Origin of the sequence: Lacihabitans sp. CS3-21, from assembly GCF_024343675.1 — a bacterium.
In the GTDB taxonomy this organism is placed as follows: Bacteria; Bacteroidota; Bacteroidia; order Cytophagales; family Spirosomataceae; genus Leadbetterella.
In genome coordinates, this window is the sequence record NZ_RJUD01000014.1 from 45,740 (window position 1) to 64,784 (window position 19,045).

Genomic DNA, 19,045 nt, shown 5'->3' on the forward strand with positions numbered 1-19,045 from the left:
ATGAAAAAACTTTTAAAATCTAGTCTTCTAGTAGGAGCATTTTTATTTCCCCTGCTTATTTCTGCCCAAGATAAACCCGTCATCAACGCCACAGTTTCTGGGGTAATATTAGATGCCAAAACCAACGAGAGAATTATCGGTGCAACAGTATCCATAAAAGGAACTACCAACGGTGCTTCAACCGATGCAAATGGAGAGTTTGCTCTCATAACAGGACAAAAATTACCTTTTACACTGATTGTTTCTTTTATAGGTTACATCAAAAAAGAAGTGGTAATCAACGAAAGCAAAGTCGAAATCAGAATAGATCAAGATACCAAGAACCTGGCTGATGTCGTAGTAACCTCTAGACGTAGGCAAGAGGCGGTACAAGATATTCCCATTCCGATTTCGGTAATTCGTGGTGTTACTGTGGAAGACCAAGGTGCTTTTAACGTTAACCGTCTAAAAGAATTGGTGCCTACGGTACAGTTCTATGCTTCAAATGCCAGAAATACTACTTTGAATATCAGAGGATTAGGTTCAACTTATGGACTTACCAATGACGGTATAGACCCAGGTGTAGGGTATTATGTAGATGGTGTATATTATGCTCGTCCAGCGGCAACCGCCCTTGATTTTATAGACATTGATCAAGTGGAAGTGCTCCGTGGACCACAAGGAACATTGTTTGGTAAAAATACTACTGCAGGTGCTTTTAATGTTACCTCTCGTACGCCAACTTTTGACCCATCGGCTAGTTTTGAGTTGAGCTATGGGAACAAAGGCTATATTCAAGCAAAAGCATCAGTATCTGGCCCTTTGAGCAAGAAATTGGCTGCAAGGGTATCCTTTACGGGTACGCAAAGAGACGGCTTGTTATATAATACACGCACGCAGACCAATGTGAATGATATCAACAACATTGGTGTAAGAGGTCAGTTACTTTTTAAACCTACAGATAAAATCAATTTTACGTTTATTGCCGATGTTACAGACCAAAATCCAGTAGGTTACGGTTGGCCAGTTGCGAAGGTAGTAACCACCAAACGTGCGGCTTATCGTCAATTCAATGCCATTATAGGTGATTTAGGTTATACGCTACCCTACAAAAGTGCATTCGAAAGAATTATAGACCAAGATACTCCATCAAAGGCTGGTAATCAGTTAGGTGGATTATCCCTAAACGCAGATTTCAAAATTGGTGGTGGAACATTAACTTCAACAACGGCCTGGAGATATTGGAAATGGGATCCATTAAACGATCGCGACTACATAGGTTTGAATTCCTTCTCTATTTCATCAGGAACTTCGGCACATGACCAGTACTCACAAGAGTTTAGATATTCTGGCAAAATAAATGATAAAATAAGTGGCGTAGTGGGTGCCTTTGGTTTATGGCAGGATTTAAGGACAGACCCTGTTCACACTGAAGAAGCAGGTACAGCCCAATGGCGTTTTGCCCAAAGTTCTACCAGTGCTTTATGGAAAACCCCTGGTTTGTTGGATAATTTTGGTATTAAAACCACCTATGGCATCCAATCTTCTAGTGTTGCTTTATTTGCACAGGCAGACTGGTCCATCACAGAAAAATTGCATGTTTTGCCAGGAATTAGATATAACAAAGATGCTAAAAAAGCCAACTACAGCCGTGTAACTTATGGAGGATTGCAAACCACAGATGCAGCCCTTTTGGCCTTAAAAAATGGTGTTTATAGCAATCAGGCTTTTGACATTGATGCAGAAGAAGATAACTTCTCCGGCCAGTTGACATTACAATATAAACTCAATAAGAATGTAAATACTTTTGGTACCTATTCACTCAGCTACAAACCAATTGGTGTCAATGTGGGAGGATTGCCAACAGCCAGTGGCAAAGTGTTGACCGAGTTGGCAACCGTAAAACCTGAGGCCGTGAGACATTTAGAATTTGGTATAAAAACCAAACCTACTGCCAGTTCAGTGCTAAACGTAGTATTTCACAATACCAACATCAAAGATTATCAAACACAGGTACAAACGCCTGAGCCTGGTGTAAACAGAGGGTATTTGGCCAATGCTGAGGAAGTTAGGGTAATAGGTTTTGAAGTAGATGGAAATATCAGGGTAAACAACCATTTCACATTTAATGGAGCCTTTGCTTATACAGACGGAAAATACGTAAAATTCACCAATGCTCCAGTACCTATTGAAGAAGTAGGTGGTACTACAGCATTTAAAGATATTTCTGGTGGCGTTTTGCCTGGTATTTCTAAATATGCAGGATCATTGGGAACCGAAATCACCGGTAAAGGTAGCTTGTTTGGCCTAAAAGGAAACTACTTCGGTGGCTTAGACGTGTATTATCGTTCTACTTTTTCTTCAAGCCCATCGCCCTCGCAATTCTTAGACATTGAAGGTTACGCCTTGCTAAATGGAAGAGTGGGTTTCAGAGCTTCCAATGGTATTTCAATATTTGTTTGGGGCAGAAACTTGGGTAACAAGGATTACTACGAGCAGCTTTTGGTAGCTCCAGGAAGTGCAGGCCAAATCGGTGGTATTTTGGGCGACCCACGTACCTATGGTGTTACTTTGAGATATACCTTTTAGTTTATTTTGGGCTGACTTTATCTATAAGAGTCAGCTCTTTTCAATATTTGGTCGTGAATTCTAAAGGAGAAGTGAAGTTTCATAAACTTTATGAGGTGGTTCGATTCCACCCACGACAACATTTTGCTATTTTTACAAAAAAACAAAAGCGGTGAGAATTAATATTTTATTTTTTTTGGCATTATTGACTTTTTCGAGCTCGGGTGTAGCTCAAACACCTGATTATCTCCAAGAAATCAACGATTGGCACAGACAACGAGAAGAAAATCTTAAGAAGGAAAATGGATGGTTGAATTTGGCAGGATTGTTTTGGCTAAACGAAGGCCGTAATACCATTGGCTCTGATACTAAAAATGATCATTTGTTTCCTGGTGACAAATGCCCTGATTTTTTGGGTGAAATTTTTCTGCGAAATGGCGAAGTTGAGTTTTCAGTTTTGAATGGACATGAAGTATTTATTGAAGGGGTTAAAATCCAAAAAGTGAAGATTTTCCCTTCTGAAAAACCTATAATTTTGCAATATGGGTCATTGAAATGGTTGGTTATCAAAAGAGGAGAAAAGTTTGCCATTAGGCTCAGAGATTTGAAAAGTCCTTTTTTAGGGGAATTTACCCACATTGAACATTTCAAAATTGCCCCAAAGTGGAATTTCACGGCTAAATTTGTAAAGACAGACAACAAGAAGATTTCGATATTGGATATTACAGGACAAACTAGCCTACAATATTCTCCTGGGAAATTGGTCTTTAGAATTGGTAAAAAAGAATACAGCCTAGATGTCTTGGCCGAAGGAGACCAGTTTTTTGTTATTTTTGGTGATAAAACCAATAAAATAAGCACTTATGGTGGCGGAAGATATATTTATACCCAACTTCCAGATGCTGCGGGCAACGTGAAAATAGACTTTAATAAGGCCTATAATCCTCCTTGTGCTTTTACACCTTATGCTACCTGTCCTTTGCCACCTAAACAGAATTTGCTGAATGTAAAAATTGATGCAGGCGAAAAAAATTATGGATTTCATTGATAATTCAACCCTAACAAATATAAATTTATGAACCCTAACAAAGAAAAAGCACTACTAACCGAAGACTGGACGGTGGTGGTTTTTGGATTTTTGATTATCATTTTGACCTTGATTGGTTTTAAAATTCCGACCCCCGCTTTCGGTTGGGAAAATAGTTCTCAATTATTGGAAAAAGTCTTGACCGTTGATAATTTAATCAAAATTGGCTCAATCTTCCTTGTTGTTTATTTGTCAGCATTATTGGCCGCTAAGGTACTCGGGAAAGGTTTTTCGGATACACTGAAAGGTTTTCCCGTTGTTTTTCTTTTAACGCTATTTGCACTCATTTTGGCAGGAAATACCTTCCTTAAAAACTGGAATTTAGAAGCTGTCATCTTTAGTTTGGCTATTGGCTTGCTTATTCGAAATTTCTTAGAAGTTCCCCAATGGCTCAGTAAGGCCTTAAACACTGAATTGTACGTAAAAATCGGTTTAGTTTTACTGGGTACTGGTGTTATTTTTGGAGATATTCTCAAAGCAGGATCTCTTGGATTAGTTCAGGCATTGCTTGTGGTTGTTTCAGTATGGTATTTTGCTTTTTGGGTTTCTAAAAAAATGGGCATAGACGAAGAAATGGCCATCATGATATCCAGTGCGGTTTCTATTTGTGGTGTTTCTGCAGCCATTGCCACCTCTGGGGCTATCAAAGGCGACTCAAAAAAGCTTTCCTACGTGATTTCACTGGTTTTGATAACGGCCATTCCTATGATAATATTTATGCCTTTTTTGGCAAAATTAATGGGATTGTCAGAGACGGTTACTGGTGCATGGTTAGGCGGAACTATCGATACTACAGGTGCAGTAATAGCCTCAGGAACGATGATAGGTGAGGAGGCATTAAAAATCAGCACCATTGTGAAATTTTCTCAAAATGTGTTACTTGGATTGGCAGCCTTTGCAATCTCTGTATATTGGACATACACCAACAACCAATCGGCAACCGTTAAAGAAACAAAACCTACATTGGGCGTTATTTGGGAGCGTTTTCCGAAGTTTGTTATCGGGTTTATAGCCGCATCAGTCTTATTTTCCTTTTTTATTTCCTCTGAAAAAATAGATGCAGTAAAAGGTGGTTTGAAATCTCTTCAAGGACTTTGGTTTGCTTTAGCCTTTACGAGTATCGGACTCGAAACCAAGTTTTCTGATTTATTTAACAATGAAGGCAAAAAACCACTTTATGCATTCTTAATAGCCCAATTGTTTAATGTTTTTGTTACACTTATTATTGCTTACTTTTTGTTTAAATAATTGATAAGCATTCATAAAGCTTTTTTAATAACTGAAAATAAAGTAGTTTAATGAATCAAAAGGCTTGTTCTGCTAAAAGGAACAAGCTTTTTTATTACTTGAGATCAAATTATACATTTATCAATTTTAAAAAAAACAAATTTCAATCGCCCCAATATTTACTCGCCCAAGCAATCCATATACTCCAATTGGGGCCAGTGCTGTGGCCACCAGCATGTTGTCTATAAGCTATTTCACCATCTATAAGTGGAGTGCCCATCGGAGGAAAATCGGTGGTTCCCAAGTCTTTTTTGCCAAACAGTCGATAAACAGAACCTGCTTGAGCAGCACCAATAAACATGCCTTTTGCATCTATCCAGTTACCTTCAACCTGCGGAGAGCCCGCACTGATGAATATCGGTCGAGGAGCACACAAAGCCACCAATTGATGAGCGTCTACAGGCAAATCATCAGGAGTAAGTAGACTTGTATATTTTATGAAACTACCAGAAAACCAATGGTATTCGCCAGATCCAGCAAGGTTTTCTACTTGTTCACCAAAAACTCTTCTGAGTATTTTTACACCGCCAGCCCCTGATGATCCAATGAATCCAATCGAAATTCTGGGTTCAAAAGCCATGGCTACTACTGCAGCTTTTCCATAACGTGAAAGTCCTTCTATTGCTACGCGTTTCGTATCTATGTCATTATCGGTTTCAAAATAATCGATGGCTCTACTGGCACCCCAAGCCCATGCTCTTAATGCTCCCCAATCATCAGATTTTCGATAATTTCCTTTGTTTACTAATCCAATAATTCCTCTGGTAAGGCCAGCTCCGTTGTCTGCCTGAATGCTAGACGCCTCTATAATGGCATATCCCCAGCCTTTGGTGATTACCTGCTCTTGCCAAGTGGGTTCTCCAGCCGAACCCAAGCCGATCGCTTTTATTGGGCTCGGATTAAATGGATTTTTTATAAAACCAAATTCTAAAACTATGGGAACAGACTTTTTACTATTTGAGGGAGTGGCTATGAGTAAATTTATTTCCACCTTGATGGCTGGATATGCTGAATTATCCACAATCCCTTTTAATAGTTTTTCTTTTATGGATTGATTGCCAACCGTTGTATCTTTTATAGAAATTACTTGCCATTTTACTACTGGTATATTCGCAGGAAGTTTTCCATAGATTTCATTTTCAAAACCAGCCACAATTTCGGGTCTACGTAGTTGATTCCAATCATTGACTGACTTTACTTTTTTTCCATTTTTTAGCACCAGTGGGTCGGGCAAAGTGTACTTATTCACTTTATCCTCAGAGCTGTTGGCAGCATTGGCATCCTTTGGATTTCCTGATGGCCCTCTTCTGACTTGAGAACGGTTAATTGACAATTGACCCAACATATTGTTGTAATCGGCCTCTGTAAGTTTATTTATACTATCCCTTTGTGCTGGGGTAAGTCCAAATTGGGCAATAGAAGAGGTAGTATTAAAAATGAACAAAACAATTAAAATCTTAAATGATTTCATTTCCTTTGGGTTGAATTATTTAGTTCTAATATGTGCTCCGCCACATTCAACATCGTATCGATGTAAATGTCTTTTTCATTGTCTTTTAGATAATGAAGCAGCTGGCTATGAGCTTCTTTGCTTACATTTAATCCATGTTCGCCACCCACACCATGGAACAAAAACACCAAAAGTTTGCCAGATTCTTTGGCTTGCTTTACGAGAGCTATCATTTCATCACCCGTTTTGTTTTCCATACTGTAGCAATCAATGTCCATCAGTTTTTGCTCTTCAATACTGTGCATTTCGTGTCTTACGGCTCGTGCAGCTATAAATTCGTCGGAAAGAGTTTGAATAAATTCACCCTCTGCTATTTTTTTATGTCCACAGGTGAATGCAAAAGTGCGTTTGCTTTTATCGTCTATGGCTTTCAAAAAGGCATTGCACATTTTGATTTCTGATTGAATCTGAGCCATAGAATATTTACTTAAATCATACTCAGGTTTTACCCATGACATACCAGGCCCGCTAGCATCACAAGGATGATGAACGGTATGGTTTCCTAGTTCATGTCCATTCAACGCTGCCTTTCTCCAATCATTTATTCGATTTCTTGATGCATCCGAAGACGAAGTCAGGTAGAATGTCCCTTTCAAACTCAATGAATCTAAGGCGGGAATTACATTGTCCAAATGGACATTTAGGGCGTCGTCATAAGTTAGCACCACAGCCGTTTTTTTACCCATCCAAGGCTTTGCTGGGTCCATATCTTGGCCATCAGTTCGAAAAGGAGAGGCTGGCAATCCTTCAGAATTGTAAAAGTTTACATCAGGATTGTCGGCCCAAGCATATCTTACATACAAGGGTTTTGTTATTTGTGGATTTGAAACAACTACCTGATTTCCTTTGATTTCGGCATTTGCCCAAACGAATTTTTTATCAGGCCCCGCTATTGCAAATTCTCTTAAAGCCTCACCATCTTTGCTTTTAAGGCCACTTCCAATATGATCAAAACACAGGATTATTTTATCCCCCTCAATTTTAGCAGAATTGAAAATAGGACCTGAGGCCACTAAATCTTCTTTATAGATAAGTTTTCTGGCCAGTAAGGCCAATCTATCGCCCACGTCTTTTTTGTTGTCGGGGTGAATGTCGTTCCATTCGCCAAGGTCTATTCCAACTGCCATGGCCGCATTGGGCATGGTTGAGGCTTTTAACTGAGCTTCACGCAGTGCGGCCCATTGACTTTCTGATGGCAAATAGTTGGCATCCATGAATTTGGGCAATTGTACAAACAAAAAAGGTAATTCACCTTGGTTCCATTGCTTTCTCCAGTCAACTATTTGGGCTTTTTGCAGATCTGCATATTCTAGTGGTCGTCCAGCATTACTTTCTCCCTGATACCAAAGAAAACCTTTAATGGTGTATTGGGCAGCGGGTGCTGCCATCGCATTAAACAATGAAGTCGGCTGATTTTGGGCAGAAAAACTGGGGAAAAATCCACCTGAAGGTGAAAAAGCCTCGCCTACTTTATATTGCCATGTTCCGCTCAAATCTAAAGTGTCGTTTCCAGCAATCAAACTATAAGGTTTATCAGGTACAAAGCCGCCTTTACCACCATTATTGGTCACTTTTACTACGATGGTGTTTTTTCCTGCCATAAGTAAGTCATTCGGTATTGGATACCGCCTTTGCGGATACATATAGCCAGTTTGCCCAATTTTTTTTCCATTGATATAAATGGCGTCGGCATCCACAATTCTGCCTAAAAATACTTTTGAGGGCTTATTTAGCATAGAAGCAGGCAGATTTATGTCTTTTCTATACCAAACTACCCCATCTAAATCTTTTATTCCTTGGTCTTCCCAAAATCCAGGAACGGTTATCGGTTTCCATCCTTTGGGCTGATAGGTGGATTCAAACCATTTGGGTGATTCTAATTCACCTTTGTCATTTGAAATTGTTAGAGGTCTTTTTATTCTCGAAAACGAATTTACGAAAGCGGTATCTTTATTTTTTTGTATAGTTTCTGTTAATTTCGAAAAGTCTTTTAAACCATCCTCACTCGTCCAAGCTTCTATGGGTGTTCCGCCTACACTGGCGTTGATGATGCCAATAGGTACTTGATGTTTTTCAACTATATTTTTAGCAAAAAAATATGCTACGGCCGAAAACTGACGAACATTTTCAGGATTACAGACTTTCCAACTGGCATTTAAGTAATCGTCTTTTCGTTCACTTAAACTGGTACTTGTGGGTATCCAAAACTGTCGAATGTTGGAATTATTGGCTTCTGCAATGTCTTTGGCATATAGTACATGGTGCAGCTCCATCTGATGTACCATATTGCTCTGACCCGAACAAAAGTACACATCTCCAAAGGCCACATTGTTGATTTTTATCTCGTTTTTGCCTTTTAACACTATTTCTACACCAGTTCCTGAAGGCTGAGAAGGCAGAATCAACTCCCACTTTCCTGATTCTGAAGTCGTTGTTTTATAAGTTTTCTTGTTCAGAACTAAACTGATTTTTTCTTTCGGACTTGCCCATCCCCAAATTTTAATGGGTGCGTCACGTTGCAAAACCATGTTGTCAGAAATCAGTTTTGGTAATCTGATTTGTGATTTCACTTCAGAGAAAACAGAAATTCCTAAGGCAAATAATAGTAAAAAACGAGATTTCATTGGCTTATTTTAGCTTTTTAGGTATTTGTAAAACAGCATTGAAAGCGGGTTTGGCTTTTTTGTTTCTATCCCAAAGAAGTGGATAATTGGTACGATTGGGCACAGGATAATCGTTTTTCCAATTCATGCCATCATGCACACCCCAAAGTGTAACTCGGTCAATTTTGTCTTTTCTTTTGTAAAAAATCTCAAAAAAATGAGCATATCTATCGGCCAATGCTTTTTCAACATCGGCTGGTAAACCTTTTTGATAAGGATCTAAGAAAGTTTTGAACTCTTCATTTTGAAATTGCTTTTCACCCATTCCTTGCCCGATGATTTGCCCCTCTTTGGTTAGCGGCAAAACATCCACGTCGAGTTCAGTAATCATCACTTTCACGCCCAATGCGGCGTAAGCATCAATGGCTTGTTCGATGTATTCAGTTTTTGGGTAATTTAATCCCCAATGCCCTTGAATTCCGATACCATCTATTTTAATTCCTGCTGCTTGAAGCATTTTTACCATTCTTACAATTCCGTCACGTTTGGTTGGTCGCCAAGCATTGAAATCGTTGTAGTACAATTCTGTATTCGGGGCATATTGGGCCGTATATTTAAATGCCAATTTTACAAATTCATCGCCACTACCGATTCCTTTCACCCATTTAGTTTGGCGATAATTTCCGTCATCGTCAATTACCTCATTTACCACATCCCACGCGTTCACTTTTCCAGCAAAATGCCCCGCTATGGCCTTGATGTGGTCATGTAAACGTTGAGCAACTTCTTCTTTTGATTTGGGCTTTCCGTTTTCATCTTGAAAAAACCAATCAGGCGTTTGATTGTGCCAAGCCAAAGTATGCCCGATGATGAACATGTTATTTTTCTTTCCAAAATCGATAAAAGCATCACCGGGCTCAAAATTAAAAACCCCAGGTTGAGGATTTATCAAAGCCGCTTTCATCGAGTTTTCGAGGGTAATGGTGTTAAACTGTTTTACCACAATATCTTGCGAGGCTTTATCTTTCCCAGAAACTATCTGATCATTGACAGCAACGCCCATTTTGAATGCATCTTTATAGACTTCTTTCAGGGTAGTTTGGGCAAATAATTGATTAGTTTTAAGTACTAAACAAAAAGAAAGCGAGCAGAAAAATAGTTTGCTTAGAGTAAAGGATGAACCTAATTTTTCTTGAATTTTCATAAGTTTTTTTCTATTATTTCAGTTATTTATACGGCACCAAAGTATTAATCTTCCCATCTGAATCATAGGTTATCTCCGCCACTTTCACACTTCTCAAATGTGTTACCCCTTCAGAAAGACTAGAATCGTGATAAAACAAATACCATTTGCCAGCTACTTCACAAATAGAATGGTGGGAAGTCCAGCCCACTACGGGTTCAAGAATTCTTCCAGCATACGTAAAGGGCCCGTAAGGATTATCGCCAATGGCGTAACATATGAAATGCGTATCTCCAGTTGAGTAAGAGAAATAATATTTTCCATTGTATTTATGCATCCATGCTGCTTCAAAAAATCTTCTTTGATTGTCACCATTCAAAAGCGGTTGACCGTTTTCATCCAAAATCAAAACGTCTTTGGCTTCGTGAGCAAACTCCAATAGGTCGTCTGTCATTTTCGCAATCTTTGGACAAAGTGCTGGTTTGTTGTCAGCGGGTAAATGAGCCACAGGACTTTCAGGGGAGTCTGCATTAAATTTTCCTTCTCTCCAACGTTGCAATTGTCCACCCCATATTCCACCAAAATACATATAATAATCACCGTCGTCGTCTTTGAAAACAGCTGGGTCAATCGAAAAACTTCCTTTGATGGGTTCAGGTTGAGCAATGAAAGGCCCAACTGGCGAATCTCCAACCGCAACACCAATTTTGAAAATTCCATCATGGCCTTTTGCAGGGAAAAACAAATAGTATTTGCCATCTTTTTCGTTGGCATCTGGGGCCCACATTTGTTTGTCTGCCCATGGTACATCATTTACATGCAAAGCTACGCCATTGTCAAAAGCTTCACTATCAATCGAATCCATCGAAATTACGTGGTAATCTTCCATGGCAAAATGGCTTCCCAGGTCGTCGAAGGCTTCGCCAGCGTCAACATCGTGCGATGGATAAATATAAATCTTTCCATCAAAAACATGTGCTGATGGATCTGCGGTGTAAATGTGTTTTACAAGTGGCTTTGAAATAGCTCGCTTGTTCAAATCTTCAAAATCAATATGTTCTATACTATCTTCTGGCATTTTTTTTCTTTTGTATTGGTTACTTGTTTATTGGTTAATGGTGTACTGGTTAATTGGTTACTGGTGTACTGGTTAATTGGTTACTGGTATATTGGTTAATTGAAATTTAGAATGTGAAGATATTTTAAGGGTTATTAGCTCTAATATTGTGTATTCATAGAGGAGACAAATAACATTAAAGTAAGTCCCAAATAACTAATAACTAATAACTAATAACTAATAACTAATAACCAATAATCATCATCGCCTTTCCTTCAAATCCGATTCAATTTTCAATTCCATTTTCTTATTTATTTCATAGAAAAATAACAAGCCGCAGGCTATCAAAAACGGAATAGCAGGAAATATACTTACGAGTAATTTTATCCCGTTTATGGTCTCCGCCGATTGTGCCACCTCTAAATTTGCTTGGTAATTGAATAACCCTAAAATCATGGTTAACAAAGAACTACCTATGCTCAAGCCTCCTTTTAAGCCCACCATCATCGCTGAGAAAATAATGGCTGTGGCTCTTCGATTGTTTTTCCATTCAGAATAATCCGCTACGTCGGCAATCATGGTCCAAAGTATCGGAGTGCTTATACCATAAAAAAACATGTGTAAAATCTGCGAACCGAACATCAATCCAACCGACTGTGGAGGAAAGAAGTAAAAGAAAATGATAAATAAAGTGGAAACAAACAATGATGCTCCAAATACATTTCTTTTTCCGTACTTATCGGCAAACTTTTTCGAAAGCATAATTCCTATCAAACCGATTAAAATTCCACCGCCATTGAAGACGCCAAGTCCCATAGAAATGTCGTTTTCGAAGGCTGGAAGAAAGCTTTTCATAGGCTCCAAAAATGTGGTTAATTGAGCCTTATCTACATAATTTTCAAAATAGTAAACATAAGAACCGCCTTTCATGGCCAAAGTAACAAATACTAAAGTGGTTGTGACCAACATAATGATCCAAGGAATGTTTTTGAACAAATCTCCTAGGTCTTCTTTTAAAGAGGACTTTTGCTCGGGTTTTGGTACGATACGCTCTTTGGTGGTAAAAAAAGTTACCAAAAGCATCAATGTGCCCACAATGGCCAAAATGGTCATTACTTTTTCTATACCTACCGCTTTATCACCATCACCAGCTTTCAGGATAAGGTTGTACATAAAAACTTGCACAAAAAACTGCGAAAACATCACCGCCACAAATCGATAAGCCGACATACTATTTCTCTCCGCCATATCGCCCGTAATCACGCCACTTAAAGCCGAATAAGGCAAATTGTTTGCAGCGTAAAGCAAAAGCAACAAACTATAAGTAATTACTGCGTATATAACCTTGCCCTGATATTCGAAATTGGGCGTGCTGAATGCCAATAATGCGGTAACACCCAACGGAACGGCTGTCCATAAAATCCATGGGCGGAATTTGCCCCAACGGGTGCTGGTTCTATCGGCAATGGCACCCATTACTGGATTAAACACGAACGCAGCAAATAGTCCCACAAAAAGTGTGACCAATGTAGCATCTTCAGTTTTCAATCCATAAATGTCCGTGTAGAAATAGGCCAGGTAGGTTACCAAAGTTTGGAATACCAAATTGGCTGCTAAGTCACCTAGACTGTAGCCAACTTTTTCTAATACCGAGAGTTTCTGAGATTCTTGTGTCATTTTTTTATAGGTTTGGGTTGTTTTTTTTGAGGTTCATTACAGAATTATAAGCTTTTTTAGGTTCAAAATTTCGATCAAAAAGCAAAGGATAGTTGGTGCGGCCTCTAACTGGCCAGCCATTTAACCAAGAATGATTGTCAGCCACTCCCCAAAAAGTAATTCTGTCAATTTTGTCTTGATGTTTTAAGAAGACTTTAAAAAGCTCCTCATATTTTTGAGCCAAAGTAGTTTGAACCGAATCAGGCAATTCTTTTGGATAAGGATTCATTTTCGGACTATTCTCGAAATTTTGATTGACATCTGCTCCCTTTAAGTCCCATGGATTTGGCAAAACAGTAAGATCCAGCTCTGTAAAAGCTACTTTTAAACCCAAAGCAGCGTATTCTATAATCGCATCTTCAATATTTTTAGTGTTCAAACTGTTGATGCTCCAATGCCCCTGAATCCCCACACCGTCTATTTTTGTGCCTGATGCTTTCAATTTTTTGATCATTTCTATAGTTGCCTTGCGTTTTGCAGGTTGTTCGTTGTTGTAATCATTATAATATAATTCCGCTTTCGGGTCTGCTTTTGCCGCTAAATCAAAGGCCATTTTGATAAAGTCTTCACCCAATAAATTGTAAAAAATAGACTTACGAAAAGTACCATCGTCTTCAATGGCTTCATTTACCACATCCCAACTGTTAATTTTTCCCGCATATCTACCCGCCACAGTGTTTATATGATCCGTCATAAACAGTTTCAACGAATCTGCGGACTTTATTTTTCCAACAAAACGAGGCAATTGTGAATGCCAAACAAGCGTATGACCTACCACATACATATTGTTTTTCTGTCCATATTCAACAAATTTATCTCCCAAATAGAAATCGTATTTGTTCCACTCAGGATGAATGTTCATCGATTTCATGTGATTTTCGGGTGTAATGGCGTTAAATTCTTTTTTAATAAGCTGATTGGCTTTGGCATCTTTTTCGAGAATATGCTCAGCTCCAAGAGCCGTACCAACAAGAAAATCATTCTTAAATGCTTCTTTAAGTGAAGTGGGCTGATTTTGAGCAAAAGTTGCAGAAAATAGGCCAATCGAACAAATGAATAGCAGTTGGTATTTGAAATTTGAAGGTTTCATTGTTTAATTATCAAAGGTTAATAAATAAGGATTTTTTTCTTGTTCAGAAAATAAGCGTCAAATTAACACTTAATGTTTGAATAATTATATTTTTACATAAATTATTATTAGTTTTTTTTAATATTTCATAAACTGATATTACTAATAATTTCATAAATGTCTTATTATAAGTAAAATATTAAAAAATTATAACTTTTCTGAATGAATTATTAAATCTCGATATAATGAATGCACTAATCAAATTTTTAAAAAAAAGATATATTTTATGCCTTTTAGAAATCAAAGCCGAACTGAAATAATGAATGATTCAAGTTCAATTATCAAATAGGCTTTTTGAAATTCAATTAGAAGATTTTCTCAGCGAAGAATTTCTAATGATTAATTTACCGTCCAACACGTGTGTTTTCGCTGATAATTCTGTCTTAAATTTTATAATATCCAATAAAATATTCATAGAAGTTTCGCCCATTGAAATCGGAAATTGATTAAAAACTGTAAGGGAGGGCTCAAAAAACTCGACAAGGGAATCGTCACCATAAGACACAAAAGCCAATGCTTCAGGAATTTTTATTCCTGCCGATTTTGCGATGGACATCATCTCTATTGAGTGGCTATAAAATACTGTAAAAATAGCATCAGGTGGATTTTCTAAATTGATGAAATAATTAAAGGCTTCTTTGCTGTCATTTTCCGAAATGTCAGAATAAACGATATATTCTGGATTTATTTCCATACCAAAGTGTTGAAGAGCCGCCAAGTAACCTTTTAATCTTTGGTTAGAAATATCCAAATCTTTAGGTCCCAACATAATGGCAATTTTGCGACAGCCTTGGTTAAGCAAATGTTCCACCAAATCAAAACTACCTTTTACGTCTTGGCTTACGACTTTTGGAATATCCAGCTCGTCAAATACTCTATCAAACTGGACGACAGGTATTCCTTTTTTTATGGCGTTTTTAACATGATTTGAATCTATCATATTTTTGGTATGACTCATCAGAATACCATCAACTTTGAATGAAATGAGATTTTCAATATTCTTAATTTCAGTTTCATTCTTTTCGTCTGAATGGCAAACAATAATATTGTATTGTGACTTGCTCGCAATGTTTTGAATTCCTGCCAACACTCTTGCAAAAAAGGGATGAACCACGTCAGGAAGAATGACCCCGATTATATTGGTTTTCCCATCGTGTAGACTTTTAGCCAAGAGATTTGGATGGTAATCCAATTCTTTGGCGGCTTCAAGTATCGCTTTTTTTGTTTCGAGATTTATATCAGTTTTATCGTTTAAGGCCCTAGAAACCGTAGAAATGGACACACCAAGATATTTCGCCACATCTTGAATAGTGGCATGGGTGTTCTTTTTGGTTTTTGCTTCTGAGTCAGGATAAACAAAGTGAATGGCACAATGTCTGCAATAGTATCTTTGTTTACCTCGTATAAACCCTGCTCGCTTTAAGCCGTCTACATGATCACATTTAATGCACTTCTTCATATGGTTATTGAACTATTTCAAGAAACTTTATTTCATTTCTTCAGACTAAATTTTCCTCATTTATTTTAATTTTTCAATATTTAGTTTGATTATTAAAATAAATATTAATGATGATAGCTATCGGTAACCATTGCGGAAAGGATGTAGATAGCTATTCATTTTCAAATACGTGTCAAATAGACACTTTTTATTGGAAATTCCAAATCATTGAATATAGATTTGAACAAATATATCACAGAATGATCAAAAGGCAAGCTGTCAAAAAATCATTTGTCATGTATTTTGTTGTATTATTTCAATATTTAACCAAATTCAAAAATGACAAAAAACTACCTAAGTAAGACCAGGGTGAATCCATGGAAAATGTTAGGGTTGATGCTCTTTCTTTTTCCGATTACGCTCTTGGCACAAACGAAATCCATCTCCGGAAAAGTGATTGACGGATCCAATAATGAGTTATTGCCATCCGTAACCGTTACAGTAAAAGGAACATTCAGAAGTACCTTAACTGATGCCAACGGAAATTATAAAATTGATGCTGTTTCAAACGAGGCTTTGGTTTTTAGTTTCATCGGCTTCGAAACCCAAGAAGTTTCAGTAGGGGCTAAAAGCGTTATTGATGTTACATTAGTGGTTGGTAAAGGGAATCAATTAGATGAGATAATTGTAGTGGGTTACGGTGTCCAAAAGAAAAGAGACATTACGGGTGCACTGGTTTCTATATCTGAGTCAGCCATTAAAGAAGTTCCAGCTCCCAACATGCTAAATGCGTTGAAAGGTAGAGCTGCTGGTGTTTCTATCGTAAGCAACGGATCAACTCCAGGAAGCCAAGGTTCGATTAGAATTCGCGGTAATCGCTCTTTGACCACTGGAAATGGAGATGGTCTTGATGGCCCTCTTGTAGTAGTAGATGGCATACCTTATGGGGGTTTGAATGACATAAATCCCGATGATATAGCCAACATAGAAATTCTAAAAGACGCATCGGCCACAGCTATTTTTGGTTCAAGAGGAGCTGGTGGTGTAATCTTGGTAACCACCAAAAGAGGTAAAATTGGTAAACCAGTTTTGAGTTATGACGGCTACCATGGAGTAACCAACGTGATGGGCAAATACAATGTCATGAATGGCGAAGAATATGCCAAGTTCAAGGATTTATCAGCAGCCTACAATACTCAAGGTGCTGGTACTACGGCTTATCCATTGACTGAGGAGGAAAGAACCAATTTAGCGGCTGGAGTATCAACTGATTGGCAAGATTTACTTTTCAGACAAGGCTTCAATACAAGCCACCAGCTTGGTTTACAAGGCGGTGTAGAAAATACACAATATGGTATGGGCATAGGTTACTTTAATGAAACTGGTATAATGCCCAACCAAAACTTTGATCGTATGAGCATTAGAGCAACTATAGATCAGAAAATTGGTAAAAGAGTGAAGGTTGGTTTGAATACCATAAACACTTTGACGCATACCAATGACCCTGCAGGTGGCGGTGTACCTACAGAACTTATTCGTCTTTCTCCCTTAGTTACGCCCTACAATACAGATGGAACGGTGAATTTGAACCCCAAGAAAGGTACTATAGAAGCCCAAGCAGTTAGCCCACTTACATTAATTTCACGCGGAGACGATTTGTTGTCTAACAATCGTTCGATTAGAACTTTCAACAGCCTTTATGCCGAAGTAAATATCTTGGATGGCCTGAAATATCGTTTCAATGCCGGCCTTAACTTTAGCCAATCTCATTTTAACGGTTATGGTCCACCCAATACTTTTGTAAATTCAGGAACCGAACAAAGTGTATCTAATGCGGATATTTCAAACACAGAATATTGGGATGTTAACTTACAGCATTTGTTGTACTACGACAAAACCTTTGCTGAAAAACATAAGTTGGGTTTAACCGCTCTTTATGAAATTACTAAGAATCATAGCTTAGGTTCTAATTTCAACGTAAAAGGTGTGCCAGCTGACTATATCAAAACAGCCAACTTTGCTTTGGCTTCTGGAAATGTAACAGCCAACCCTAATAATGGTAATTTTTTCTCAGAAACTGGCTTGTTGTCGTATATGGCTCGCTTAAATTATACCTTCAATAGCAAATACACACTTACCGCTACTTTTCGTAGAGACGGTTCTTCAACTTTGTCAGATGGAAATAAATACTTTAACTATCCGGCAATAGGTGCAAGTTGGAACGTGATTGATGAATCATTCATGCAAGATTTGGGCTTTATTTCTAATTTGAAAGTTAGAGGCGGTTGGGGTATTTCAGGAAACCGTAACGTAGGAGCATATTCTACGCTAGGTGCTTTGTCTTCTAGATATTACAACTTTGGACCGACAGCTGCTGGTCAAGTGCTTGGTTATTTAGTTACTAGCTTACCGGCGAGTGATTTAAGTTGGCAGTCAACATCTCAATATGATATCGGTTTAGAAGTAGGATTTTTGAATAATCGTATCACAGGTTCATTTGATATTTATAAACAAAAAACCAAAGATATCTTGCTTTCAGTTAACCTTCCTGAAAGCAATGGTGCAGGATCGACCCTTAAAAACCTAGGAAGAACTGAAGGTAAAGGATTTGAGTCTTCTTTAACTTTTGATGTTTTAAGAAAAAGAAATGGATTTAACTGGAGCATAGATGCAACTTATTTCTATAACCGTGAGAAAATAACTCAGTTAACTACTCCTTCAGAATTAGACAACAAAGGAAACTTCTGGTTTGTTGGTCATCCGCTTACTGTTATTTATGATTACAACAAAATTGGGATATGGCAAACAGGAGATGCTGAATTAGCAAAACAAACATCCCCCGTTCAAGTTGCAGGTGAAATAAGGGTGGAAGACGTTGATGGAAATGGTAAAATAGATGCTGCTGACCGTAAAATAATTGGAAACTTTCAACCTAAATGGGAGGGAGGTATAACCAATAGAATTAGCTTCAAAGGATTTGACCTTTCGGCTGTCACTTATGCCCGTATTGGTATGAAAGTATTGGTGCCATATTTATCTGGAACATCAGGTGGTGGTTCTGGATTTGGATTCTTAAATCAGGGACGTTCTAACCAGCTGATGATGGATTATTGGACGCTCGACAATCCAACAAATGCTTTTCCGAAGCCAAATGCAGGTGGTGGTGTTAGAGATTTTACATCGACAACGCAATATCAAGATGGCTCATTTATCAAAATGAGAAGTATAAACTTGGGCTATACAATCAGCAACAAGTCTTTGTCAAAAGTAGGCTTGAGTTCAGCCCGATTATATTTGAATGCTACCAATCCATTTATTATTTATTCACCACTAGTGAAAGCTGGTTTGGCGGTTGATCCTGAGGGAAATGGTTATGGTAACACGATTCAAGGGGGGAATTTCAACCGTGTAATCAGTGTAAACCTAAACAATCCTCCGGTACGTCAATTCACTTTAGGTTTAAATCTTAAATTTTAATTATTGCTATT

General features: G+C 38.0%; 11 protein-coding genes. 4 read left to right on the forward strand and 7 right to left on the reverse strand.

The window, feature by feature from the left end; translation table 11 throughout:
- From EGI24_RS10155 to EGI24_RS10165, 3 genes are all read left to right on the forward strand, one after another.
- Positions 1-2,568, forward strand: coding sequence for a TonB-dependent receptor (locus tag EGI24_RS10155; RefSeq protein WP_255048267.1), 2,568 nt, complete (start codon positions 1-3; stop codon positions 2,566-2,568).
- Between the two features lie 151 nt (positions 2,569-2,719).
- On the forward strand, positions 2,720-3,595 hold the full coding sequence (locus tag EGI24_RS10160) for a DUF1684 domain-containing protein (RefSeq protein WP_255048268.1): 876 nt from the start codon (positions 2,720-2,722) through the stop codon (positions 3,593-3,595).
- Between the two features lie 27 nt (positions 3,596-3,622).
- Positions 3,623-4,882, forward strand: a complete 1,260-nt coding sequence (locus EGI24_RS10165) for a YeiH family protein (protein ID WP_255048269.1) — start codon at positions 3,623-3,625, stop codon at positions 4,880-4,882.
- Positions 4,883-5,024: 142 nt separating this feature from the next.
- Here the strand turns inward: EGI24_RS10165 and EGI24_RS10170 are convergent, their stop codons facing one another.
- The 7 genes from EGI24_RS10170 to EGI24_RS10200 form a co-directional block, all read right to left on the reverse strand.
- Positions 5,025-6,392, reverse strand: a complete 1,368-nt coding sequence (locus EGI24_RS10170) for an acetylxylan esterase (protein ID WP_255048270.1) — start codon at positions 6,390-6,392, stop codon at positions 5,025-5,027.
- Complete coding sequence (locus tag EGI24_RS10175) at positions 6,389-9,055, reverse strand: sialate O-acetylesterase (protein WP_255048272.1); 2,667 nt, start codon at positions 9,053-9,055, stop codon at positions 6,389-6,391. The genes EGI24_RS10170 and EGI24_RS10175 overlap by 4 nt, the downstream gene beginning before the upstream one ends.
- 4 nt (positions 9,056-9,059) lie before the next feature.
- Positions 9,060-10,238, reverse strand: coding sequence for an endo-1,4-beta-xylanase (locus EGI24_RS10180; protein ID WP_255048273.1), 1,179 nt, complete (start codon positions 10,236-10,238; stop codon positions 9,060-9,062).
- A 22-nt stretch (positions 10,239-10,260) separates the two neighbouring features.
- Positions 10,261-11,295, reverse strand: coding sequence for a glycoside hydrolase family 43 protein (locus EGI24_RS10185; RefSeq protein ID WP_255048274.1), 1,035 nt, complete (start codon positions 11,293-11,295; stop codon positions 10,261-10,263).
- Positions 11,296-11,535: 240 nt separating this feature from the next.
- On the reverse strand, positions 11,536-12,951 hold the full coding sequence (locus EGI24_RS10190) for an MFS transporter (RefSeq protein WP_255048275.1): 1,416 nt from the start codon (positions 12,949-12,951) through the stop codon (positions 11,536-11,538).
- 4 nt (positions 12,952-12,955) lie between these two features.
- On the reverse strand, positions 12,956-14,080 hold the full coding sequence (locus EGI24_RS10195; RefSeq protein ID WP_255048276.1) for an endo-1,4-beta-xylanase: 1,125 nt from the start codon (positions 14,078-14,080) through the stop codon (positions 12,956-12,958).
- 340 nt (positions 14,081-14,420) lie between these two features.
- Positions 14,421-15,578: a substrate-binding domain-containing protein gene (locus EGI24_RS10200; protein ID WP_255048277.1), complete on the reverse strand. Its 1,158-nt coding sequence runs from the start codon at positions 15,576-15,578 to the stop codon at positions 14,421-14,423.
- A 318-nt stretch (positions 15,579-15,896) separates the two neighbouring features.
- Between EGI24_RS10200 and EGI24_RS10205 the strand changes: the two genes are divergently transcribed.
- On the forward strand, positions 15,897-19,034 hold the full coding sequence (locus EGI24_RS10205) for a TonB-dependent receptor (RefSeq protein ID WP_255048278.1): 3,138 nt from the start codon (positions 15,897-15,899) through the stop codon (positions 19,032-19,034).
- The last annotated feature ends 11 nt before the right edge of the window (positions 19,035-19,045 follow it).